Genomic DNA, 22634 nt, shown 5'->3' on the forward strand with positions numbered 1-22634 from the left:
TTTATCCTTATAAAAATTCAGATTTTTTTGATAAAATTAAATGAAAAATAAAAGGCAAAAAATGAAACAAACCATAACTGAAAAAATTTTCTCAGCTCACGCAGGTGAAGCGGCATTTGCGGGGCAAATCGTGCAAAGCCCTATTGATATGGTAATTGGCAATGACATAACTACGCCAATTTCTATAAAGCAGTTTGAAAGAAGCGGAGCAAAATCACTTGCTAATCCAGATGGTTTTGCTATTGTGATGGATCACTATATCCCAGCAAAAGATATCGCAAGTGCAAATCAGGCTAAAATTTCACGCGATTTTGCTTATAAGCATGATTTAAAGCACTTTTTTGACGAAAAAGATATGGGTATAGAACACGCCCTGCTTCCAGAAAAAGGGCTTGTGGTGCCTGGTGATGTTACCATCGGAGCAGATAGTCACACCTGTACTCACGGCGCTCTTGGGGCATTTGCAACCGGCATGGGTTCAACCGACTTAGCTTATGCGATGATAACTGGCAAAAACTGGTTTAAAGTGCCTGAGAGTATAAAAGTCGTATTTAGTGGCAAAATGTCACAGCATCTATATGGCAAGGACTTAATACTAGAGATAATCCGCCAAATCGGCGTTGATGGTGCGTTGTATAAAGCGTTAGAATTTACTGGAGATACGATAGCACAGCTTGATATGGATAGTCGTTTTAGTTTGTGTAATATGGCTATCGAAGCTGGTGCAAAAAACGGCATAGTGGCTTACGATGAGATAACGAAAGAATTTTTAAGTGATAAAAATTTACGCTCAAAACCAGTCATTCACTACTCAGACGAAGGTGCAAAATACGAGCGTATAATCGAGATAGATGTTAGCAAGCTTGATCCGGTTGTGGCATATCCATTTTTACCAAGCAACGGCAAAAGTGTGCGCGAGGCAGTTAAAGATAACTTAAGCATAGATCAAGTATTTATAGGCTCTTGCACAAATGGCAGACTTAGCGATCTTCGTATAGCAGCTGAAATTTTAAAAGGCAAAAGAGTTTCTAAAAAAACACGCCTTATCATTACTCCAGCCACACAAAAAATAGCACTTGCAGCTCAAAAAGAGGGGCTAATGGATATATTTGCTGAGGCTGGTGCAGTCGTTAGCAACCCAACTTGCGGTGCGTGTCTTGGCGGATATATGGGAATTTTGGCTGATGGCGAAAGATGCGTAGCTACTACAAATAGAAATTTTGTAGGCAGAATGGGTGCAAGAACAAGTGAAATTTATCTAGCAAACTCAGCCGTCGCAGCAGCTTCAGCCATAGCTGGTAAGATAGCTGATCCAAGGGAAATTTAGTAAAATATGCAAAAGTTTAATGTATGCGTCATTTTAGCAGGCGGTAAAAGCTCGCGAATGGGGCAAGATAAAACACTTTTGCCATTTGGCAGAGAGCCTAGTATGACGCATTTTTTGGCTAAAAAGATGGAGCAGATTTTTAAAGAAATTTATATAAGTTCAAAGTCTCAAAAATTTAACCCTCCACTTGGAATTTTGACTGATGATAGTGATGATTTTTCACCTATGCTGGCACTTGCTTGTATATTAGAAAAATTTGATGACAGTGTTTTTATCATGCCTGCGGATATGCCATTTGTTAGCATTGAATGTGTAAATGAGTTGGCAAAATTTAAAGATGAGTTTGATGTGGTTGTGGCAAGAGATGCTAAACATAGGCATAGTCTTTGTGGATTTTTTAACCCAAAAATCGCCAATCAAGCAAGAGAGCTGTATGAAAAAGGTGAGCATAAAATAGGGCTTTTACTTAGTGCAAACAGCTTAAAAGAGGTGTATTTTGATGATAGTAGCCAGTTTGCAAATGTTAATAACCCAGATGAATATGAAAGGGCCTTAAATGCGTTATAGTTTGATATTTTTTTGTTTTTGTGCATTATTTGCCAAGAGTGCGAGTGAGCTTTATGATGAGGCCTTAAGTTATGAAAGAGCTGGCGATATATCGCAGGCTATGAGATTTTATAAGATGGCGTATGAAGCTAGGGCAAATGGCGATCTGTCGGATAGTTTTACTAAAAGTAGCCAAGAATTTGTTCAGCAAGATAGTGAGTCAGGCTCTGATGATGATGTTGCAAAACATGTTTTTAATAGTGTTGCTGAGCCAAAAAAGCAAGGCGAGACAGGCTATTTAAATATCACCCTTGCGGAGCCAAACTACTTGTTACCAGCTACTTATACTTCAAAAATACCAGATAATCGCAGCAAATTTGAAACAAAATTTCACATAAGCTTGCAAAAGCCAGTGCTTTATGATTTGTTCGGTTTTAAAGAGAGTGTCGGGATCGCGTATTCGCAAACATCGTGGTGGCAAACATCGCGTGACTCAACGCCATTTCGAGAGAGTAACTACCGCCCAGAGCTTTATGCTAGTATTCCGTTTGAGAATTTTGGGATATTTAGGGGTGTGAGGGTTGGTCTTTTGCATGAGTCAAACGGACAGGGAAGTGAGCGTTCAAGAAGTTGGAATAGGGCGTATATGAGTGCTGACTTTGTGGCTGGGCGGCTTAGCGTGACACCTAGAGCTTGGATGACTGTTGGTGATATTAGTGACAATGAAAATATAAGAAAAAATGTTGGTATTGCTGATCTAAAAGTAAAATATACTATCGGTGGTCATCATCTAAATTTAATGCTTAGAAATAACTTCAGGCTTGACAGCACAAACCGTGGGGCTGCTGAGTTTGGCTGGTTTTTCCCGCTATTTAGTAGCGGACTTTATGGATATTTGCAGTACTTTAATGGATACGGTGAGAATTTGATGGACTATGATAGGCATATGAATAAAATCGGTCTTGGCTTTGCTATTTTAAAATAATTTTTATTGTAATAGGAGGTTTTTATGAAAAAAATTTTGGCACTATTTTTTATGGCTAGCGTTGCGTTTTCGCAGTGGCTAGAGATAGATAAAACTCACTCAGATATAAAATTTGTGATAAAACACCTAAGCATATCAAATATAAATGGCCATTTTGATGACTACGAAGCGGCGATAGATTTTGATGCTGCTAAAAAAAGGATAAATTCGCTTGAGGCTATCGTTAAAGTTGATTCGATATACACAAAAAATAGAACCAGAGACCAAAACCTAACTAGCGAAATATTTTTTGATACACAAAAATTTAAAAGCATGACTTTTAAGATGACTGATAGTGACGATAATCGAATTTACGGCATCTTAAAGATAAAGGATGTTAGTAAAAATGTTGTTTTTGACTATACCTATAATGGCTCAGCCAAAAATATAAATGGTAGCTTAGCGCACAGCTTTACTTTAAAAACTATGCTAAAAAGGCGAGAGTTTAATGTTGGGAAAGATTATCCTATCGAGTTTATAGGTGATAATGTTTGGATTACTATAGACATTGAGGGAAATTTGCGTGGAGATACACAAGAAAAAGCTAAGCAAAATGAGTAAAAGGGGCTTAAAGCCCCAAATTTTAGTGCTTTGATAGATAGTTTGTATCGTAGTTGTTTGTCAAAAAGTCTTTATTCTTCATCATATTTATATGAAAATCGCGTGTCGTTTTTATGCCACTTACTACCAGTTGCTCAAGAGCAACATGCATTTTTTGTATAGCCTTATTACGATCTTCATCCCAAACCACCAGTTTTCCTATCATGCTATCATAGTATGGGGGCACGCTATATCCTTGATAAACATGGCTTTCCATTCGGACATTTCTACCTGCTGGAGCTACATATTTTGTTATCTCGCCAGGACTTGGTGTAAAGCTCTTTGGATCTTCGGCGGTTATTCTGCATTCGATAGCATGACCGTTTAGTTTTATGCTCTCTTGTGATGGAAGGCTCTCACCCTCTGCTACGCGTATCATCCATTCGATTATATCAAGTCCGCTTACCATTTCACTTACGCAGTGCTCGACTTGAAGCCTAGTGTTCATCTCTATAAAGTAAAAGTCTAAATTTTTATCTACCAAAAATTCAAATGTTCCAGCTCCTTCATATCCGATAGCCTTAGTTGCACGGATGGCTGTTTCGTGTAGTCTTTTGCGTGTTTCATCATCTAGTAAAATAGCAGGACTTTCTTCTATGAGTTTTTGATGGCGACGCTGCATAGAACAGTCGCGCTCGCCTACATGTATAACATTACCTTTGCTATCACCAATAACCTGAACCTCGATGTGGCGCGGATTTAGAATGTATTTTTCCATATACATAGTGCCATCGCCAAATGCTGTCATAGCCTCACTTTCAGCTGACCAAAACGCCTTTTCTAAATCCTCTTCGCGCTCGACCATTCTCATGCCGCGACCACCACCGCCAGCTGCTGCTTTTAAGATGACTGGATAGCCTATCTTTTTAGCTAGCTCTTTTGCCACTTTTATATCGCTTATCGCACCATCTGAGCCAGGTATGACTGGCACACCAGCACGCTGCATAACCTGCTTTGCTTTGCTTTTATCGCTCATTAACGCCATGGCTTCTACGCTTGGACCTATAAATTTTAGGTTGTGTTTTGCGCAAATTTCGACAAAATTTTGATTTTCACTCAAAAAGCCATATCCTGGAAATATCGCGTCTGCACCGCTTATCTCAGCGGCTGAGATGATGGCTGGGATATTTAGATAGCTATCGCTTGAGCGAGGGTTTCCTATGCAAATGGCAGCGTCAGCATATTTTACATAAAGTGCATCTTTATCCGCTGTTGAATATACAACTATTGCCTCTTTCCCCATCTCTTTGATAGTTCGCAAAGCACGTAACGCGATCTCTCCGCGGTTTGCGATGAGTACTTTTTTAATTTGCATTAAATTTTCTCCACGCCAAATAGTGGCATACCAAACTCAACAGGCTGTCCGTCAGCTACGAGAATTTCAGTTATCTGACAGTCAAACTCAGCTTCTATCTCGTTCATTATTTTCATTGCTTCAACTATGCCGATAGTGTCGCCTTTTCTTACCTTTTGACCAACTTTGGCAAATGGCGCAGCGCCTGGGCTTGGGGCAGCATAAAATGTGCCTACCATAGGCGAGTTTAGCGTATTTTTATGTGTTTGAACGACTGCTGGTTTTTCATTAACAACTTGGATATTTAGTGGCTGTGGTGCAGGAGCTACTGGCTGTAGAACTGGCTTTGGTAACTCACAACAATCTGAAAATTTTTCAAGTTCTACTTCAAATTCACCATCTTTGATCTTTATCTTATTCATATCCATTTGATTGAAAAATTCGATAAGCTCTTTGATGTCTTCTTTTTTCATAAACTTCTCCTAGTTTGAGTTAAGCTCATATTGTAGCAAAAATTTATTAAAATTTTTATATAAGCGTTTTTGTGTGCTAAATTTCACTTTTAATATATGGTTTAAAAATATAAAAATCAAAATTTATTTTACATAGCACTCATCAGCTATTTTTATAAATGTTTCATAACTACATTTTTGCCATCCTTTTTAAAGCTCACCGTAATCTATTTACTGCTTTTAAAAAGTCTTGCCTCACGCCATTTGGTGGACAAAGCATGACATCGTCAGCCACGGCTGTTATATCATTTTACCTTTTGTTACGATCAAATTTTCCCTGCTAGATGTGTATGCTGTGCGAACACCTTTGGAAAATTTATAACTACTCTACCTGCATTATGAAAAGAATTTGAGTTAAAAAGCATTGTGACTTTAGAGGTGACTAACCGCCAAAATTTTTCGCAATAGTTTAAAACAAAATATAATGTAAAAATTTTTATTTATTTGGTCTATCTATAATTATTTCGCCATCAACCGCGATTAGATCTATTTCAGCGATATTTAGGATCTTGCCAAGTCTTACTATACCCTCATAATATCCTTGATAGCCATAATAAATCACAAAATTTCCCCACGGTGCAAAGTAGCTAAGTTCTCCGATTTTTCCATCTGTTCCTTTTGGCTCATATTTTATATCAAGCTTTTGTGGGAGTTTGTCATATTTTTCCTTTTTAGCATAGTCTTTTAGGTCTAGCCTTAGTGGCAAGAGCTTTGCAAACTCCCTTGCTGCAGGCGTATCATCAAGCATAGCATTAAATTCGCCATTTATATTTTTTAATATAATTTTCATATTTTCTCCTGCATTTAAACTTAAAGCTAAAAAGAAAATGGCTAAAATTTTCACTTTAAATTTTCCCTAAAAAACTGCTCAAATTTGTCAAATGGAATTTTTTCATAATTATCATAAAGATCAACATGATGTGCATTTGGTACGATAACAAGCTCTTTTGGCTCATTTACTATCTCATAAGCTCTCTTTGAAAAGTGCAATGAGTGCGAGTTTTCACCATTTACAAAAAGCACGGGTTTATTCATATCTTTTATATTATCATATAGTTTAAACTGAAAAAACGCCGTTGGCATCTGTGCTAGCCATGCTGAGTTTGAGTTTAGCGAGCGAGCGTGATAACCTCTTTTTGTGCGGTAATAATCAAAAAATACAGCCAAAACAGGGTGTGGATCCTCGCCCAAAGTTTCAGGCAGAATTTTATCACCAAGAAGTGGTTTACCATCTAGCACTGGCACTTCGTGATAATTTCGTGCATAAGTGCCAGATTTTGCATCCTCCCAACGCTGGAGATTTATATATTCAAGCACAGCCTCGCGCTCTTTTTTAGTGTATCCATCACCCATTCCACGCCCAATAGAGCTTGACATATCATACATTGCAGTGGTTGCAACAGCTTTTATACGGGTATCAGAGGTAGCAGCGGTAAGCGACATACCAGAAAATCCGCAAATCCCTAGCACACCGATCTTTTCTCTATCAACATTTGGTAATAATCCTACAAAATCAACAGCTGCACTTACATCTTCGCTGTTTATATCAGGACTTGCCATACCGCGAGGCTCGCCACTACTCTCTCCAGTAAAGCTTGGATCAAAAGCTAGCGTGATAAATCCTCTTTTGGCAAGCTCATGAGCATGAAGACCACTACTTTGCTCTTTGACCGCTCCAAACGGACCGCTTACAATTATAGCTGGTGCTTTGTCTTGTAAATTTTTAGGCGTATAAAGATCGCCTACTAAGCTAATACCGTAGTGATTTTTAAATGTTACTTTTTTATGTTCTACTTTGTCTGATTTTGTAAATGTTTTATCCCAAATTTGAGTAATTTGCGCAGCAGTTGTGATTTGCGCCATAGAGCTTGGCACGACATTATTTAAAGCCATTAAATTTCCTCCCAATAAGCTGTAGTTAGTATAAAACTAAGTGTTAAATTTTTAATTTTCATCGTTGTATCCTTTGATTTAAGTTCTCATATTATAACAAATTTGTTAGTTAAGTAGTTAGAATAATACTCCAAATTTTTGCCTAATCCTACAAATTTTTAATTTTTTACATTTGATTAAAATTTTTTTAATGCTTTGTAAGTATGGCAGCTTTTTATTTGGCTAAAATTAAAATTTAGCCATTTTTTGCTAAAATTAAATCAATTTTACACAAGGAAAAACAATGGGATTAAAAAGTGATAAGTGGATACGAAAAATGAGCAAAGAGTGCGATATGATCGTACCTTTTTGTGAGGATCAAGTCGGTAGCGGCGTGGTAAGCTACGGTGTTAGTAGCTATGGCTATGACATACGCGTGGCTGATGAGTTTAAAATTTTTACAAATATCGGTGGCACAGTCGTTGATCCTAAGAATTTTGATGAGAAAAATGTGGTTGATTTTAAGGGCGATGTCTGTATAGTGCCGCCAAATTCGTTTGCACTGGCTAGAACGGTTGAGTATTTTAATATGCCAGATGATGTTTTGGCGATCTGTCTTGGTAAAAGCACTTACGCAAGATGCGGTATAATCGTAAATGTAACGCCGTTTGAGCCGGGGTTTAGGGGGCATATTACGATTGAGATTTCAAACACGACGCCACTTCCAGCTAAAATTTACGCAAACGAGGGCATCGCACAGGTGCTATTTTTGCAAGGAGATGAGCCGTGTGAGGTCACATATGCTGATAAAAAGGGCAAGTATCAAGCACAAGAGGGTATAACTTTGCCTAGGATACTTAAGTGAAAATTCTATACCTTGGGCCATATTCTGAGTTAGTTGAATTTTTAAAAGATGATAAAAATATTATTTATCAAAATAATAATAAAATTGATGAAAATTTTATTATAAAAGAGAAATTTGACTTTTTAATAAGTTATAGATATAGATATATTTTACCAGCTCAGATATTACGACATTTTATTAAGTCTGCTATAAATTTACATACATCTTTCTTGCCATTTAACAGAGGAAGTGATCCGAATTTTTGGTCATTTGTTGATGGGACCCCAAATGGTGTCAGTATTCACTATATGAATGAAGGATTGGATAAAGGAGATATTATAGCTCAAGAGATTATTGTATTTGATGCAAGAATGCATACATTCGCCAGTAGTTACAATATACTTCAAAGAGAAATTCAAAAGCTTTTTAAACGAAATTGGTTTGCAATAAAGAATAAAACTATAGTTTCCATACCTCAACAGACGAGGGGGGGGGTAATAGGTTCCTATCATAAAAGCTCAGATAAAGATAAATTTATGCCGTTTTTAGTAAATGGTTGGAATACAAATATAGCAGAATTTTTAGATATTTTAAAGCAAAATAAAATGGTATAGAAATTGCTTGTAGATTTACAGTTATAGTGCCTTACAAGGAGTAAAAATGTTTAATACGAAAAGTATCTTAATTACTGGTGGAACGGGTAGTTTTGGTAAAAAATACACTGAAATTTTACTCAAAAAATTTAAGCCAAAACGCATTGTAATCTACTCTCGCGACGAGCTAAAACAATACGAAATGGCACAAATTTTTAACGATAAGTGTATGCGATATTTCATCGGCGATGTGCGTGATGAGAGCCGACTTAAAACGGCGATGGACGGTGTGGATTTTGTCATTCATGCGGCTGCTTTAAAGCATGTGCCAATCGCTGAATATAACCCAATGGAGTGCATCAAAACCAACATCAACGGCGCACAAAATGTCATCAACGCAGCCTTTGCCACTGGTGTGAATAAAGTGATTGCTCTCTCAACTGATAAGGCGTGTAACCCTGTGAATTTATACGGAGCAACCAAGCTTGCCAGCGATAAGCTTTTTGTGGCGGCGAACAACATTGCAGGCTCTAAAAAAACGCGCTTTGCAGTTGTGCGATATGGTAATGTCGTAGGCTCTCGTGGCTCGGTTGTGCCACTTTTTAAACGCCTAATCGCCGAGGGCGCAAAGGAGCTACCGATCACGCACGCAGATATGACACGATTTTGGATTACATTGGAGCAGGGGGTTAATTTCGTTCTTAAAAATTTCGAGCGAATGAAGGGTGGGGAAATTTTCATCCCTAAGATCCCGTCTATGACGATGCCAGCCCTTGCAAAAGCCCTTGCACCAGAGCTTGGTATCAAAGTTATCGGCATACGCCCAGGCGAGAAGATGCACGAAGTTATGGTGGGTAAGGATGATGCGCACCTGACTTATGAATTTGACGATCATTATGTGATTTCGCCGTCTATTCAACTGGCGGATATTCAGGACTTTAGTGCTAATGCGCTCGGCGAAAAGGGGCATTTGGTCAAAGAAAATTTTGAATACAGCTCGGATAAAAACACTATTTGGCTTGATCGCAAGGGGCTTTTAGAGATGATAGGAGACACTAAATGAGCTTTTTGCCATACTCTCGTCAGCAGATCACGCAAGATGACATAGATGCCGTGGTTTTGGCACTTAAAGATGAAATTTTAACAGGTGGAGCAAAGGTTAGTGAATTTGAAAACGCTATCGCAAAATATGTCGGCGTAAAGCATGTCATAGTGATGAATTCGGCCACTTCGGCACTTCACGCAGCATATCTTGCACTTGGTGTTGCTTGTGGCGATGAGATCATCACGACACCAATCACATTTGCGGCGACGGCAAATGCTGCTTTGATGTGTCAAGCAGATGTTAAATTTTGTGATGTAAAAACTGATGGAAACATCGATGAAAGCGAAATTTCAAAACTTATAACTTCTAAAACAAAGGTCATAACCGCCGTGGATTTTGGCGGAAATCCAGTTGAAATAGATAAAATTTTAGCCACCGCAAAAGCAAACGGCATAAGGGTAATAGATGATGCTTCTCACGCGCTTGGAAGCAGTCAAAACGGCGTAAAAGTGGGAGCAAAAGCCGACATTAGCATATTTAGCTTTCATCCAGTTAAGCCGCTTACGACATTTGAAGGCGGTGCGCTTGCCACAAACGACGATGAGATCGCGCGTCTAGCACGACTTTACCGCTCGCACGGCATCACAAAAACCACTCGCTGGGATAGCGATATGAGCCTGCTTGGATACAACTATCGTCTGCCAGATGTGGCTTGTGCATTGGGACTAAGTCAGCTAAAACGCCTTGATGAGATGATCACAAAGCGAAACGAGATCGCTAAAATTTACGATGAAAAATTTGCCAATAACCCATACTTTCAAACGATCAAAATCCCAAGCGGTACGACTAGCTCACGACATCTTTATGCGATTTTGTTAGATGAGAAATTTTGGAGTAAAAAGGGTGAGATTTTTGATGCGCTTCATGCCTTAAACATAGGTGTTCAGGTGCATTATAAGCCGACTTACCAGTTTGGCTTTTACCGAGAAAAACAGGGCGAAATTTCGCTACCAAATACAGAGAATTTTTACAAATCCGAGCTTAGCATTCCGTGTCATCAAAATATGAGTGTAAGTGATGCAGAGTTTGTAGCTAAAAATTTAGTTCAAATTTTACAAAATTTTGCCTAACAAGGGTTAAAATGATCTATAAAAAAAACCTTTGCGTGATACCAGCTAGGGGCGGAAGCAAACGCATACCGCAGAAAAATATTAAAGACTTCTTTGGCAAACCACTGATTGCTTATAGTATCCAAACAGCGTTACAATCGGGCGTTTTTGATGAGGTGATAGTTTCGACTGATGACGCACAAATCGCTGAAGTAGCCCTAAAATACGGAGCAAAAGTTCCTTTCGTGCGTGAAGCTGATTTGAGTGATGATTATACAACAAGTAGCGATGTCGTGCGTGATGCGATTATAAGATGTGGCGAAAATTTCAGCCAAATTTGCTGTCTTTACGCTACTGCTCCGCTTTTAACGAGTGAGATTTTGCGTGAAGCAGCGATTAAATTTGATAGTATTGAATGTGAGTTTTTGTTTTCTGCTACTGAGTTTGGCTTTCCTATACAGCGAGCCATAAAACTTGATGAAAATAACGCTGTAAGTATGTTTTATCCGCAGTTTGAACGCACCCGCTCACAGGATTTACAAAGAGCCTACCACGATGCAGGGCAGTTTTATTTTGGCACAAGGTCTGCTTGGCTGGATAAAAAGTCCGTTTTTGCACCACATTCACAGGCGTTTGTTTTGCCTAGAAATTTAGTCTGCGATATTGATACGCCAGAGGATTTTGAGTTTACAAAAAGGCTTTATAAGATAAATAATGTTTAAAAAAATTTCTCATCTAAAAACCCTGATCCGAGCCGATAGCAGCGACCAGATCGGACACGGACACATTAGGCGCAATCTTGTGATGGCGGCAAAATTTAGCGATGTTTCGTTCGCTTGTGTTAGGTTAAATGGCGATATTTTTAATGAGATAAATTATCCAAAATTTGAGCTTAAAACATCTGAAATTTCAGAGTTTATAGAGCTTATAAATATGGAAAAATTTGAGCTTGTGGTGATTGATCATTATGGTATAGATTTTGATAATGAGCGTGCTATTTGTGAGCAAACTGATGCTAAAATTTTATGCTTTGATGATTGTTATGGCAAACATTACTGCGACATTTTGCTAAATGTAAATTTGTTTGCTGAGCGCCTAAAATATGCTACTTTGGTGCCTTATTGGTGTGAGGTTTGGTGTGGGCGTGAGTATATGCTCGTGCGAGATGAGTTTTATCAAGAGCAAAGTGTGAAACGAGAGAAAATTTATGATTTTTTTATCGGTTTTGGTGGAACGGATATTTTAAATCTAAGTTGCAAAATCGCTGAAATTTTACTAGCAAAATCCGCCAAAATCGCCCTAATCACAACAAGTGCGAATACAAATTTGACTGAGCTTAAAAATTTATCAGATGAAAATGAAAATTTAAGCCTTTTTATAAACTCAGATCAAATCGCAAAACTTATGAACGAAAGCCAAAATTTAATAATCCAAGCAAGCGGCTTTGTCAATGAAGCCCTAGTTTTGGGGGCAAATTTCACAGCCGTAAAAACAGCGGATAATCAAAATGAGCTTTACAAATGGCTCAAAACTAATGGCTTTAAAGCCTATGTAAGTGAGCAAATATGCAAAATATTGAGCTAATAAATTTCACCAAGCTTTCACACGAGCAAAAGTTGATGATTTTGGAGTGGCGAAATGATGAACGAGTGGCGAAATTTATGCAAAATAAAAGTATGAGTTTGGCGGAGCATTTAAATTTCATTGAAAACTTGAAAAATGCTAAAAACAAGCTGTATTTTTTGCTTAAAGATAGTGAAAAATTTATCGGTGTGATTGATTTTGTAGATATTTGCAGCGGTAGCTGTGAGTTTGGTGTCTATGCAAACCCAAGCCTAAAAGCGCAAGGCAAAACTCTTTTACACACGATTTTAGGATATGGCTTTTTGGTATTAAATGTCAGCCAGATCAACGCTTATGCGCTTAATGAGAACGAAAGAGCGACACGGCTTTATGCTGATTTTGGCTTTGAAATGGTTAAAAAAGATGAGAAATATAGCTTTTTTCAGATAAAAAATGAAGGAGAAATGATGCAGATCGTGATGAAAAACTATCAGCTTTTAAGCGATGATGAAAATAGGGAAATTTTATCCATTAGAAACCTTGAAAGTGTGCGAAATATGAGCCTAAATGATAAAGTCATTAGCTTTGAAGAGTATAAAAAGTGGCTACAAGACTCGCAGGGGGGCAATACTTACTTAGCTGTGCTTGAAGATGGCAAAATTTGCGGTGGTATAAATTTGGTTTTAAGTGGTGGTGAGTATAGCTGGGGGCTGTTTTTTAAGCCAAATACAAGTGGATTTGTAGTCTGTGCGTGCGTGTTTAGCTTTTTGGAGTTTGCCTTTACAAAGAGCAAAACGCTAAACGCACTTGTAAAAAATGAGAATGAAAATGCGCTGAAATTTGATAGAAGTTTTGGGTTTGCCGAGGTTAAAAAAGATGAGAAATTTAGCTATTTAAGGCAAGATTTACATCACTGGCAAGAGCATAAAATGACAAAATTTATGCAAAAAATCCAAAGTCTATCTAATAGTTTTGAGATCAAAATAGTGGCTTAAAAATAAATTGGCTATAATGTGGGTAAATTTCATAAAAAAATTGAAATTTTGCCGATATAGTGGTAGTTTGTAAAATTTATAGATAAGTTTCTTTTTCATCGCCAGTGGCGTTTGTTGATATGAGGCAAGTGAAGCGTAAAAAGCCGCCAAGTAGCAGTTTTAAGTGTAGGTGGCTAATCTCTACCTAAAACTTAGCAAAACTACTAAAAGTTTTGTGGTTAGTTGGGTAAAATAGGCTTTGGATTTTGGTGTCGATAATGCAGTGTGAAGTTTAAGCTTATCTAGCTAAGACGAGTGATTTACTATATTAAAATTTGCTAAATTTAACAAACTGATGATGGTAAATAAAAATTTGGGATAGATTATGAAAATAGGCGATTTTGATACCAATGAAAAGGTCTTTGTGATTGCTGAGCTTTCGGCAAATCATAGTGGAAGTTTGCAAACTGCACTAGATACGATAAAAGCAGCAAAAAGAGCTGGTGCAGACGCGATAAAGATACAAACTTACACACCAGATAGCCTTACGCTAAACTCGACACAGAGTGACTTTATGATAAAAGGCGGCTTGTGGGATGGACGAAATTTATACGATCTTTACGCCGAGGCCTTGACTCCGCGTGAGTGGCATGCTGAAATTTTCAAAGTAGCCAAAGAGCAAGGGCTTATGTGTTTTTCAAGTCCATTTTGCAAAGATGATGTAGATTTTTTAAAGCAGTTTAACCCACCAGCGTATAAGATCGCGAGTTTTGAGATTACCGATTATCAGTTTGTGCGATATGTAGCAGCTCTTAAAAAACCTATCATCATCTCAACTGGTATTGCAACTGAGCAAGAAATTTCAGATATTGTTGCGATCTGTAAAGCGGCCAGAAACGATCAGATTGCACTTTTAAAATGCACTTCTAGCTATCCAGCGGAGTTTTCACAGATGAATCTAGCTACGATCGCTGATATGGGGGCGAAATTTGGCACTCAAGTGGGCTTTTCAGATCATACTCTTGGCATAGTTGCGCCAGTTGTTGCAGTTTCGCTTGGGGCTAGGATCGTTGAGAAGCACTTTATCTTGGATAAGAGCGTGCGAAGTGTCGATGAGGCGTTTAGTCTTGATGAGCGTGAGTTTGGTGATATGGTAAGGGCTGTGCGTGATACTGAGGCGCTACTTGGTAAAGTAAGTTATGAGCTAGATGAAAAAAGTTTTGCAAATAGGCGGTTTTCAAGGTCTCTTTATGCGAGTTGTGATATAAAAATGGGTGAAATTTTTAGCGAAAAAAATGTAAAAAGTGTGCGCCCTGGATACGGACTACATCCGAAATCTTTGCCAAATTTACTTGGTAAAGTTGCAAAACGAGAGATAAAATTTGGTGAAAAAATAACAAAAAATGATTTATAAAAGGAGTAAGCTATGAAAAAAGATGAAATTATAAGGTCAAGAAAACAAAATCAAAAATCAAGTAAAGATATAGACATTAAAGCCAAGGTTGAAAATCCAATATTTCGTAAAAATTTACAAGCACTTTTTCAAAAAGATGAGCTTTTAGCGGCACATCTTTTTGGTATAGAAAAACAAGAAAAGTATGAAATTTTTATAGGTAAAGATCCGATAGATATAAACCTTATTGATAGGCAGAGTTTAGAATATGTCTATGAAAAGCCAGTTGCTAATGTACATAGCCAGCTTGAAATACTTGAAAAACAGTATAAGCGTTATCCTTTTATGTATTTTTACGGACTTGGTAACGGCATACTTTATAAGGCTCTACTTGCAAACAAAACTCATAAGCGAATTTTGGTGGTTGAACCTGAGATTGAAATTATATATTCTATTTTGCATCTTATCGATCTTTCAGAGGAGCTTGCAAATGAGCGTTTAGTGCTTTTTTACTCAAAATTTATGACCTTTACGCAGGTATATTTCACTATCGCAAATTCTACGATCTCATCATATATGAAGCTTTATGATATGCATGTACATTCGCCGTTTTATGATAAATTTAGTGATGATGTTGATCGCATTAATAAATATTTTACTCGTGCATTTTTGCAGTATGCATCAGCTTGTGGTAACAGTATAGATGATAACCTCCAAGGCATTAGGCAAAATTTAGAAAATATCGTTCATGCTGTCACAAACTATCCATATTACGACCTTGTAAAAGCTCGTCTTAAAAAAGTACAAACCGCCATAATCGTAGCTACTGGACCATCACTTACTAAGCAGCTACCGCTTTTGAAAAAGGTTGCGCCTTATGTAAGTGTAATAAGTGTCGATGCGTCATATCCGATACTTTTAAAGCACGGTATTGCACCTGATTATGTTACCTCAATTGAACGAGTTCCTGCGACATCGACATTTTTCTTAAATAAAGATAAGAAAATAGATAAGAATATTTACTTTGTGGTAGCAACATTAACACATGCAGATACAATTAGAAATTTAAAAGATAGAAAGCTGGTTTTGACGATGCGTCCTGGTTCTGATGAGATGGGCTATAAGCTAAAAAGACATGGCTATCTAGGTATCGGTCATTCGACCGCAAATCAAGCTTATCAACTAGCGTATGTATTAAAACACAAGCAGATCGTTCTTATCGGACAAGATTTAGCTTTTGGTAAGGATGGTTCGTCACATGCTATAGGTCATACATTTACTGAAAGCGGTGAGTATGATCTTTTTACTACTGCTTATGGCGGTGAGGGCGAAGTCCGAACAACGCATATTTGGAATATCTTTAAAAATCAATATGAAAAAGATATCGAAGAAGCAAGCAAAGAAGATATAAAAACTTACAACTGTACAGAGGGTGGAGCACATATATCTGGTACAATTGAACGACCATTTTCTGAGATTGTAGATGAAATTTTAGCTAGTAAAAAGACTAAAAATTTACCACAGATACAAAAAGTAAGCTTTGAGGATGCTAGTAAAAGTATGTTGCAGATTTACGATGTTATTCAAAAAAAGGTTGCCGTGCAAACTAAGGTTAAAGAGCGTATAGAAAAGGTTTTTTTGAGCATTGTGCCAAAGATAGATAAATTTCTTGCTATTAAAAATGAAGGCAAGCTTGGTGCGGAACATTTTGACGAGCTTGTTAAAATTTCAGACAAGATAGATAAAGTAAAAGACTTTATTATGTCAAGAAAAAATGTCAAGATTATTGAAAATATACTAGCGATCTCAGTAAATTTTCAAGAACTTGAGTTGGCTAAAATTTCAGTTGCGCCAAGCGATACAAAAGAGCAAAAAGTAGATAAGCTTATTCAGTGGCTTGAAATGCATAAATATTGGCTATTTTCAGCTGCTGGTGGCTTAAATGCTGATATAGAAACTACTACAAGTGCAAGTAAAAATCTTATAAAAGAGATGAAAAGGCGCGGAATTTTGCCTGTAAAAAATAAATAAAATGTAAATTTTTTGATATAATTTATTAAAATTTTAAAGGAGCAAAAGATGAAAACAGTTGTTGTATTTTCACATCCGTATTTTGAGCGTTCAAAGGTAAATAAGGCACTCTTAAAAGTTGCAAAAGATACTTTAGGCTCTGAAAATGTAAGGTTTTTAGATGAAATTTATGGGGAAAAGACCAAAAGTTTTGATATAGCAAAAGAGCAGAAATTTTTAGAAAGCGCAGATCGTATAATTTTTCAGTTTCCACTATATTTTTATGCAACGCCAGCTATTTTAAAGGCATATTTGGATGAGGTTTTTACTTATGGCTGGGCATATGGAAGTACTGGTGTGCTAACTGGAAAAGATGTTCAAGTTGCAGTTAGCGTTGGCGGAACGATAGCTGATTATTCAAAATTTGGTAGAGCAAAGCATGATATGAGCGAAATTTTAGTTCCTTTTGAAGCTTCGATGAATTATTGTGGTATGGATTTTGGTGAGCCTTTTGTAGTAGATGATTCATCAAATATCAGTGATGAGCGCCTTAATGAGTGTTGTGAAATATATAAAAAGCTTTTGAAAAATGAGGATTGGAAGGAAGCTTTGGATTGAAATTTGGTAAGATAGACTATCTAAATTTATTACCATTTCATGTTTTTTTAAAGCGTTCGCCACTTCAAAGTTATGTTAAAAAAGCCATAGAACACAAAAAGGGTGTGCCAAGTAAGCTAAATGGTGCACTCTGTCGCTGTCAAATCGATGCAGCCATCATCTCAAGCATAGAGAGTCGCCGTGTAAAATATAAAAAACTAAATTTTGGTATTGTCGCAAAAAAGAGTGTAAAAAGTGTTTTGGTTCGTAAAAATAGCCCAAGTAAGCTTGATAGCGCAAGCGCTAGCTCAAATATGCTTTCTAAAATTTTAGGACTAAAAGGCGAAGTGCTAATTGGCGATAGAGCTTTGAGAGCATATATTAATGAAGGTAGCGAAAATTTTTATGATATGGGTGAAATCTGGCACGAAAAGCAGGGTTTGCCATTTGTTTTTGGTCGTTTTTGTTATATAAAAAATGGCTCAACTTATGAGAAGCTGGTTAATAGCTTTTTATCAAAAAATATAAAAATACCTCGCTATATACTTGAAAGGTATGCAAAAGCCAGACAAATTTCTCCTGAAAACATCAGATGGTATCTGAAATTTATTAGCTATAAAATGGGTAAAAAAGAGCAAAAAGCACTAAGAATTTTTATACAAAAGGCACGAGAGCTTAGGTTTGATCCAAATTAGTATACTTACTGCTAATTTATCGCAGGCAACAAGGATAGGCTTTATAGTTAAAAAAGTTGAAGTCTAAAAGCAAATAGATGGCGAGAGGATGAGAGAATCGAACTCCCCGCGAAACGGTCAACCGCCCCGCCATCGGATTTGAAGTCCGTGAGCACCACCAGATTACTTTATCCTCCGCATGTTTGCCTATTTTACCAAATTTTATATAAATTTTAGTCTAGTTTTATTAAAATCTTTAAAATTTTAAAAAGGTGTAGATATTTTTAGGGTATTTTTATCATTTTTATCACTATTTTTTACTGGTTGCCTTAGTGTTTTAATGCCAGCTTCAAATGCGATAAATGTGTATGATATATACTCTGTTTCACGCGATGAGCGCGATATAGGCTCTATAACAAACGACAAATACATACAAAGTAAAATTCGCTCAAAAATTCTTTTTACAAAAGGTTTAAGTAGTTTTGATATAGAAGTTGAGGTTTTTTACGGCGAAGTTTATCTGCTTGGTTTAGTTCAAAGCGATGGATTTAAAAATGCACTTTTGCAGCTGGCAAAAGATACTGCTGGTGTTAGAAAAGTGCATGAATATATCAGGATAAAGCAGGCAAATTATCCTTGTTCAAGTACTAAAATTTTAGCAAATTTGAAAGCAAATTTATTTAGCGATAGCTCTGTTAAATCAACAAATGTCCGCATAGGAGTTGTTGGCTGTGATGTTGTGTTTAGTGGCATCGTGGCAACACATGAGTACGAAAAGCACGCCATTTGGTATGCAAAACATATAGATGGCGTTGCTGATGTGTATTCATTTTTAAGAGTGCTTCGCTAATTTTTTTTACAAAAGCTAGCAAGCAGTGTAGGCTGTAAAACTAGTGCGCAGATAAGCATTAGTGCCATTACAAGGTCTGTTAAAAGCCCAAAATATATAGTCGGTATAAAGTTGCTACTCATCATAACGCTAAAACCTAAAAATATAGTAAATGATGTGTAATACATAGCATAGCCTATGCTAGCATGCGAAGCTTTGATAGCCTGAGTGATGCTTTTTGAAAGTAGCTCTAGTCTAAACCTGTGCATGTAGTGTATAATGTCATCTACTCCTATACCTATGCTTATGGCTGCAATCGTTATACTCATCATATCAAGCGCAATTCCAAAAATTCCCATAATGCCAAAAAGAACACAAAGTGGTATGAGATTTGTGATGATTGCGATTAGTGCAAATTTTATACTTTTAAAAATAAAGCAAAATAGTACAAAAAGCAGTCCAATACTTATGGCTAGAGTGTCAGTTTGAGAGCTTACTAGATTTAAAAGCATGTTATTGTAAAGTACCATCATGCCAGCTACCGTTATCTTAACCCCATCGTCTTTTAAAAGCTCATGTAGATTTTCATTTAGCTCTTTTATAAATTTATCACGCCTTAAATTTTCATCACTATCAGTTATGCGAAGTACAAAGCGAAGCTCGTTTTTATCGATATTTACATAAGGATTAAGTAGTATATTCTTATACTCATCTGGAAGTTTTTCATACATAGCTGAAAGTAAAAAGTCATCTACTTCACCGCTATTTAACTCTCTAATAACTGCTGTTAGTGTTGCCAAAGAGCTTACAGAGCCTACATAATCTTGCTCTTTTAAAAACTTATGTGTCTTTTCGGCAACCCTTGTTTTATAGCTATCAAACCAGTATTTTGTTTGAGACGCTTGTTTGATAAATTCTTGTTCAAACTCATCAAATTCATCTTTTTTAGGCTCATTCTTTTGGTTTTGTTCAAATTCGATGATAATATCAAGCGGTATCGTTCCGCCTAAGTTTTCATCTATAACTTGCATACCTTGCCTAATCTGCGTATCTTTTTTAAAGTAGCCAATAAAGCTATTTTCAACTTTAAGTTGAGTGATACCATACACTCCAAAACATAGCGCGATTAGTGAAAATGTATAGACTAAACCGCGCTTTTGTAGTGCAAAATTCGCGCAAATTTTTGTAAAACTGAAGCTTTTTTCAAAGCTATTAATTGGCGGTATCTTTTTTAAATTTACAAGCACTGTTGCAAATATGACAAATGCTACAAATAGCGTAACCGCTATGCCAGTACTCATCATCACGCCAAGCATTATGACAGGTTTTATATCTGCGCTCATAAGTGAAGCAAAGCCAACTATCGTTGTAAAGATTGCCCAAAAGCTAGGCTTTGCTTTGTCGCGAAGTGTTAGATATATCAATGCTTTTTGGCTAAAATGTGAGTGTTTTTGATAAAATTCGCGGTAAGTTACTATAAGATGTATCACAACTGAGATGGTGATGATCAGAACTAGGGCGATATAGTTTGAGCTAATGACTGTTATCTCCCAGCCAAAAAGTCCAAAAAGCCCGCTTGATATAATAGCGCTTATAACACATATAAAAAGTGGCAAAACCACCCAGCGAATTTGTCTAAAAAATAGCCATAAGCAAATTGCAAGCAGCAAAGCAACACTGATACCGTAAGTCGCAAGGTCATTTTTTACAAAACTTATCATATCATCAGCGATCATATTTGCGCCACCTAAAAATAGCTGATTTTCACTATTTTTAAATTTTTTAATCGTACTTTTTATATCCTCAAGTCCAGCGTGCTCTTTTGCTCGTAAAATATCCCTATATGCCTTAAATTCAGCCTGCACATTTGTTAGGTCTATTTTTTGAGTGCTATTTATCGTTCCATCTTGCTCTAATGCAAGAAGCTCATTTCTTTTATTTAAAAGCTCAAAATAGCGCTTATCATCTTTTAGATTTAGCACTATTGCTGTTGTTTTTAGGTCTTTGCTGATCAAATTTGCACTATAAATTGGACTATTTTTAAACTCATTTTTGGCTAAAGTGATGTTTATGTCGGCATCTTTAAGAGTTGGCGTGTGGTTAAGGATATTGGTTATTGAACCAGTAACACTCTTTAAAAGCGGGATATTTGTGATATTTGTAACACTAGAGATTAGATCATTTTTTGCAAATTCTTTGCTTATATCTTCAATAAATTTAAGATTTTTTGGCAAAAACATATCATCTGCTGGAGTGTAGGTTACGACAAGAAAATTTTGTGATGTATAGCGTTTATTTATGTCTCGCCAAATTTCAAGGTCTTTATCGTGTTCAAGAAGTAGTGTTTCAGACGATGCGTCAACTTCAAGATTTTTTGAAAAATAGCCAAAAAAGCCCGTTAATGCAAGCATTATGCATAAAACGAGCTTTGAGTTTGTTAGTATAAATTTAAAGATTTTTTTCAATTATCAACTTTTATAGCTGATGTCTCATTTAGCTTTTTTATAAGTGTTTCAAAGTCGGCATTGTCAAGCATATCAGCAAACTGACTGCGGTAGGTTTGAAGTAGACTAACACCTATAATCTCCATGTCATAAATTAGCCAGTTATCGTTGTCATTATAAAATTTATATATAAAATCATAACTCTTGCCCTCACTTAAAAGCTCAGAGTGCAAAAAGACTCTGTTTTTTTGTGGCTCGGTCAGCTCTTTTACTTTTATCTCTTGGTTTGTGTATCCTAAAAGTTTATCAGCATAAGAGCTTTTTAGTTTTTGCTCAAAGGCTTTGCTAAATTCTGCTTTTTGTGAGTCATTTAGGGTATTAAAGCGTTTTCCAAGGCTTATCTTTGCCATTTGTTTATAGTCAAATAACGGATCAAAAATTTTAAACAGCTCATCCATCTTTTGCTCATTTGAAAGGCTTGCATTTGTTAAAACCTCTATAGCTTGTGTTGTTTTTATCTCAACTTGTGGCTTTATCTCATCTTTTGGTAGAGCAAATAACATCGTTGCGCTTAGCAATGCTACACAAAAAAGTTTAAGTTTCATATTATCATTCCTTTATTAAATAGTCGCGTCTTTGCTCATAAGCATCGCGTAAAAATGGATATAAATCAACAGCATCTTTTTTTAAGTTCTTATACATATCTGGATTTTGAGCCATCTCATTTGTTTTGCTGCCTACATTTAGCCCAAGAGATAATTCGTTTGGATCGACATAGTTTATAGGTTTTGCAAAAAAGTCGCCAACTAGCCCAAAGGTATCTCTTAAATTTGAAGGTCCAAATATTGGCCAGACGATGTGAAAGCCACTTCCAACACCCCAGTGTCCAAGTGTCTGACCAAAGTCCTCATCGTGGCGTGGAATTTTGTAGTAAGTGGTGGCAACATCGCTTATGCCGCCAAAGCCAACTATTGTATTTGCTATAAACCTAAGTGTTTCATCTGCTGCATTTTGAAATTTAAATTGCAAAATGTTATTTACAAAACGAAGTGGAAATAGTAGGTTATCAAATACATTTGCTATAACTTCTCGACCTTTTGCTGGCACAACATATCTATAGCCATCTACAACTGGATCAAAGATATATGTGTAAATTTTATCATTAACGCTTGTCATCATTCTATTATAGCCACTTAGTGGATCAAATGTGTTTTTATCGTTAAATTCTGCATCAAACTCATCACTGCTTTGAGAAAAAGCAAGCGTTATGCTAAGAAAAAAAGTTAAGAGATATTTCAAAATTTTCCTTTTTTTAAAATAAATTGAGATTTTACTCTTTTGTAGCTTTTAAATATATAAAAAATTTAAGCTATTTTATATATAT

General features: G+C 36.5%; 23 protein-coding genes and 1 tRNA gene. 16 read left to right on the forward strand and 8 right to left on the reverse strand.

Annotation, left to right across the window (positions count from 1 at the left end; genetic code table 11):
* Positions 1–61 precede the first annotated feature (61 nt).
* From leuC to U5B17_RS07395, 4 genes are read left to right on the forward strand one after another with little or no spacing between them, the layout of a single operon-like run.
* Entirely contained in the window at positions 62–1327 is a 1266-nt protein-coding gene (gene leuC / locus U5B17_RS07380) for a 3-isopropylmalate dehydratase large subunit (RefSeq protein WP_430804705.1), read from the forward strand.
* A gap of 6 nt (positions 1328–1333) precedes the next feature.
* Positions 1334–1894, forward strand: a complete 561-nt coding sequence (mobA, locus tag U5B17_RS07385; protein WP_430804706.1) for a molybdenum cofactor guanylyltransferase — start codon at positions 1334–1336, stop codon at positions 1892–1894.
* The gene (locus tag U5B17_RS07390) at positions 1884–2858 is read left to right on the forward strand and encodes a phospholipase A (protein WP_430804707.1); all 975 of its coding nucleotides are present in this window, start codon (positions 1884–1886) and stop codon (positions 2856–2858) included. Before mobA ends, U5B17_RS07390 begins: the two co-directional genes overlap by 11 nt.
* Before the next feature lie 24 nt (positions 2859–2882).
* Positions 2883–3458 (forward strand): YceI family protein, encoded by a 576-nt coding sequence (locus U5B17_RS07395; RefSeq protein ID WP_430804708.1) that lies wholly within the window; start codon positions 2883–2885, stop codon positions 3456–3458.
* A gap of 22 nt (positions 3459–3480) precedes the next feature.
* Here U5B17_RS07395 and U5B17_RS07400 read toward each other — a convergent pair whose 3' ends face one another.
* From U5B17_RS07400 to U5B17_RS07415, 4 genes are all read right to left on the reverse strand, one after another.
* The gene (locus U5B17_RS07400) at positions 3481–4812 is read right to left on the reverse strand and encodes an acetyl-CoA carboxylase biotin carboxylase subunit (protein WP_430804709.1); all 1332 of its coding nucleotides are present in this window, start codon (positions 4810–4812) and stop codon (positions 3481–3483) included.
* Entirely contained in the window at positions 4812–5264 is a 453-nt protein-coding gene (gene accB / locus U5B17_RS07405; RefSeq protein ID WP_430804710.1) for an acetyl-CoA carboxylase biotin carboxyl carrier protein, read from the reverse strand. Before accB ends, U5B17_RS07400 begins: the two co-directional genes overlap by 1 nt.
* A gap of 475 nt (positions 5265–5739) precedes the next feature.
* Positions 5740–6093, reverse strand: coding sequence for a cyclophilin-like fold protein (locus U5B17_RS07410; RefSeq protein ID WP_430804711.1), 354 nt, complete (start codon positions 6091–6093; stop codon positions 5740–5742).
* Positions 6094–6143: 50 nt separating this feature from the next.
* Positions 6144–7196 (reverse strand): alpha/beta hydrolase, encoded by a 1053-nt coding sequence (locus U5B17_RS07415; protein WP_430804712.1) that lies wholly within the window; start codon positions 7194–7196, stop codon positions 6144–6146.
* Between the two features lie 283 nt (positions 7197–7479).
* Here U5B17_RS07415 and dcd point away from each other — a divergent pair, with 283 nt between their 5' ends.
* The 11 genes from dcd to U5B17_RS07470 all read left to right on the forward strand — a co-directional run bounded on the left by dcd (position 7480) and on the right by U5B17_RS07470 (position 17998).
* Complete coding sequence (gene dcd, locus U5B17_RS07420) at positions 7480–8040, forward strand: dCTP deaminase (protein ID WP_430804713.1); 561 nt, start codon at positions 7480–7482, stop codon at positions 8038–8040.
* Positions 8037–8633: a formyltransferase family protein gene (locus U5B17_RS07425; RefSeq protein ID WP_430804714.1), complete on the forward strand. Its 597-nt coding sequence runs from the start codon at positions 8037–8039 to the stop codon at positions 8631–8633. Before dcd ends, U5B17_RS07425 begins: the two co-directional genes overlap by 4 nt.
* A 46-nt stretch (positions 8634–8679) precedes the next feature.
* Positions 8680–9675, forward strand: a complete 996-nt coding sequence (gene pseB, locus U5B17_RS07430; RefSeq protein ID WP_430804715.1) for a UDP-N-acetylglucosamine 4,6-dehydratase (inverting) — start codon at positions 8680–8682, stop codon at positions 9673–9675.
* Positions 9672–10787 (forward strand): UDP-4-amino-4,6-dideoxy-N-acetyl-beta-L-altrosamine transaminase, encoded by a 1116-nt coding sequence (gene pseC, locus U5B17_RS07435; protein WP_430804716.1) that lies wholly within the window; start codon positions 9672–9674, stop codon positions 10785–10787. Before pseB ends, pseC begins: the two co-directional genes overlap by 4 nt.
* A gap of 11 nt (positions 10788–10798) precedes the next feature.
* Complete coding sequence (gene pseF / locus U5B17_RS07440) at positions 10799–11488, forward strand: pseudaminic acid cytidylyltransferase (RefSeq protein WP_430804717.1); 690 nt, start codon at positions 10799–10801, stop codon at positions 11486–11488.
* Complete coding sequence (gene pseG / locus U5B17_RS07445) at positions 11481–12350, forward strand: UDP-2,4-diacetamido-2,4,6-trideoxy-beta-L-altropyranose hydrolase (RefSeq protein ID WP_430804718.1); 870 nt, start codon at positions 11481–11483, stop codon at positions 12348–12350. The genes pseF and pseG overlap by 8 nt, the downstream gene beginning before the upstream one ends.
* Entirely contained in the window at positions 12332–13324 is a 993-nt protein-coding gene (gene pseH / locus U5B17_RS07450) for a UDP-4-amino-4,6-dideoxy-N-acetyl-beta-L-altrosamine N-acetyltransferase (RefSeq protein ID WP_430804719.1), read from the forward strand. The genes pseG and pseH overlap by 19 nt, the downstream gene beginning before the upstream one ends.
* A 364-nt stretch (positions 13325–13688) precedes the next feature.
* Entirely contained in the window at positions 13689–14717 is a 1029-nt protein-coding gene (gene pseI / locus U5B17_RS07455; protein ID WP_430804720.1) for a pseudaminic acid synthase, read from the forward strand.
* A 12-nt stretch (positions 14718–14729) separates the two neighbouring features.
* Positions 14730–16727 carry a motility associated factor glycosyltransferase family protein gene (locus tag U5B17_RS07460; protein WP_430804721.1) on the forward strand — a complete coding sequence of 666 codons (1998 nt, stop codon included), beginning with the start codon at positions 14730–14732 and terminating at the stop codon, positions 16725–16727.
* A gap of 48 nt (positions 16728–16775) precedes the next feature.
* A complete protein-coding gene (locus U5B17_RS07465) occupies positions 16776–17324 on the forward strand; it encodes an NAD(P)H-dependent oxidoreductase (RefSeq protein WP_430804722.1) in 549 nt (182 codons plus the stop codon).
* Positions 17321–17998, forward strand: a complete 678-nt coding sequence (locus tag U5B17_RS07470) for an MqnA/MqnD/SBP family protein (protein ID WP_430804723.1) — start codon at positions 17321–17323, stop codon at positions 17996–17998. The genes U5B17_RS07465 and U5B17_RS07470 overlap by 4 nt, the downstream gene beginning before the upstream one ends.
* 78 nt (positions 17999–18076) lie before the next feature.
* Here U5B17_RS07470 and U5B17_RS07475 read toward each other — a convergent pair.
* Positions 18077–18174, reverse strand: a tRNA-Sec gene (locus U5B17_RS07475).
* Positions 18175–18317: 143 nt separating this feature from the next.
* Between U5B17_RS07475 and U5B17_RS07480 the strand changes: the two genes are divergently transcribed.
* The gene (locus U5B17_RS07480) at positions 18318–18827 is read left to right on the forward strand and encodes a BON domain-containing protein (protein WP_430804724.1); all 510 of its coding nucleotides are present in this window, start codon (positions 18318–18320) and stop codon (positions 18825–18827) included.
* On the opposite strand, the gene U5B17_RS07485 is transcribed toward U5B17_RS07480, so the two are convergent.
* The 3 genes from U5B17_RS07485 to U5B17_RS07495 are packed head-to-tail and all read right to left on the reverse strand — an operon-like array spanning position 18824 to position 22549.
* Complete coding sequence (locus U5B17_RS07485; protein WP_430804725.1) at positions 18824–21271, reverse strand: efflux RND transporter permease subunit; 2448 nt, start codon at positions 21269–21271, stop codon at positions 18824–18826. The genes U5B17_RS07480 and U5B17_RS07485 overlap by 4 nt on opposite strands.
* On the reverse strand, positions 21268–21855 hold the full coding sequence (locus U5B17_RS07490) for a Tgt2/MlaC family protein (RefSeq protein ID WP_430804726.1): 588 nt from the start codon (positions 21853–21855) through the stop codon (positions 21268–21270). Before U5B17_RS07490 ends, U5B17_RS07485 begins: the two co-directional genes overlap by 4 nt.
* A gap of 4 nt (positions 21856–21859) precedes the next feature.
* Complete coding sequence (locus U5B17_RS07495) at positions 21860–22549, reverse strand: MlaA family lipoprotein (RefSeq protein WP_430804727.1); 690 nt, start codon at positions 22547–22549, stop codon at positions 21860–21862.
* Between the last annotated feature and the right edge of the window lie 85 nt (positions 22550–22634).

It is taken from the genome of Campylobacter australis, from assembly GCF_050586305.1.
Taxonomy (GTDB): domain Bacteria; phylum Campylobacterota; class Campylobacteria; order Campylobacterales; family Campylobacteraceae; genus Campylobacter_A.

Coding starts and splice junctions, on each gene's coding strand:
- leuC (WP_430804705.1), top strand. CDS start 62: ATGAAACAAACCATAACTGAAAAAATTTTCTCAGCTCACGCAGGTGAA.
- mobA (WP_430804706.1), top strand. CDS start 1,334: ATGCAAAAGTTTAATGTATGCGTCATTTTAGCAGGCGGTAAAAGCTCG.
- U5B17_RS07390 (WP_430804707.1), top strand. CDS start 1,884: ATGCGTTATAGTTTGATATTTTTTTGTTTTTGTGCATTATTTGCCAAG.
- U5B17_RS07395 (WP_430804708.1), top strand. CDS start 2,883: ATGAAAAAAATTTTGGCACTATTTTTTATGGCTAGCGTTGCGTTTTCG.
- U5B17_RS07400 (WP_430804709.1), bottom strand. CDS start 4,812: ATGCAAATTAAAAAAGTACTCATCGCAAACCGCGGAGAGATCGCGTTA.
- accB (WP_430804710.1), bottom strand. CDS start 5,264: ATGAAAAAAGAAGACATCAAAGAGCTTATCGAATTTTTCAATCAAATG.
- U5B17_RS07410 (WP_430804711.1), bottom strand. CDS start 6,093: ATGAAAATTATATTAAAAAATATAAATGGCGAATTTAATGCTATGCTT.
- U5B17_RS07415 (WP_430804712.1), bottom strand. CDS start 7,196: ATGGCTTTAAATAATGTCGTGCCAAGCTCTATGGCGCAAATCACAACT.
- dcd (WP_430804713.1), top strand. CDS start 7,480: ATGGGATTAAAAAGTGATAAGTGGATACGAAAAATGAGCAAAGAGTGC.
- pseB (WP_430804715.1), top strand. CDS start 8,680: ATGTTTAATACGAAAAGTATCTTAATTACTGGTGGAACGGGTAGTTTT.
- pseC (WP_430804716.1), top strand. CDS start 9,672: ATGAGCTTTTTGCCATACTCTCGTCAGCAGATCACGCAAGATGACATA.
- pseF (WP_430804717.1), top strand. CDS start 10,799: ATGATCTATAAAAAAAACCTTTGCGTGATACCAGCTAGGGGCGGAAGC.
- pseG (WP_430804718.1), top strand. CDS start 11,481: ATGTTTAAAAAAATTTCTCATCTAAAAACCCTGATCCGAGCCGATAGC.
- pseH (WP_430804719.1), top strand. CDS start 12,332: ATGCAAAATATTGAGCTAATAAATTTCACCAAGCTTTCACACGAGCAA.
- pseI (WP_430804720.1), top strand. CDS start 13,689: ATGAAAATAGGCGATTTTGATACCAATGAAAAGGTCTTTGTGATTGCT.
- U5B17_RS07460 (WP_430804721.1), top strand. CDS start 14,730: ATGAAAAAAGATGAAATTATAAGGTCAAGAAAACAAAATCAAAAATCA.
- U5B17_RS07465 (WP_430804722.1), top strand. CDS start 16,776: ATGAAAACAGTTGTTGTATTTTCACATCCGTATTTTGAGCGTTCAAAG.
- U5B17_RS07480 (WP_430804724.1), top strand. CDS start 18,318: ATGCCAGCTTCAAATGCGATAAATGTGTATGATATATACTCTGTTTCA.
- U5B17_RS07490 (WP_430804726.1), bottom strand. CDS start 21,855: ATGAAACTTAAACTTTTTTGTGTAGCATTGCTAAGCGCAACGATGTTA.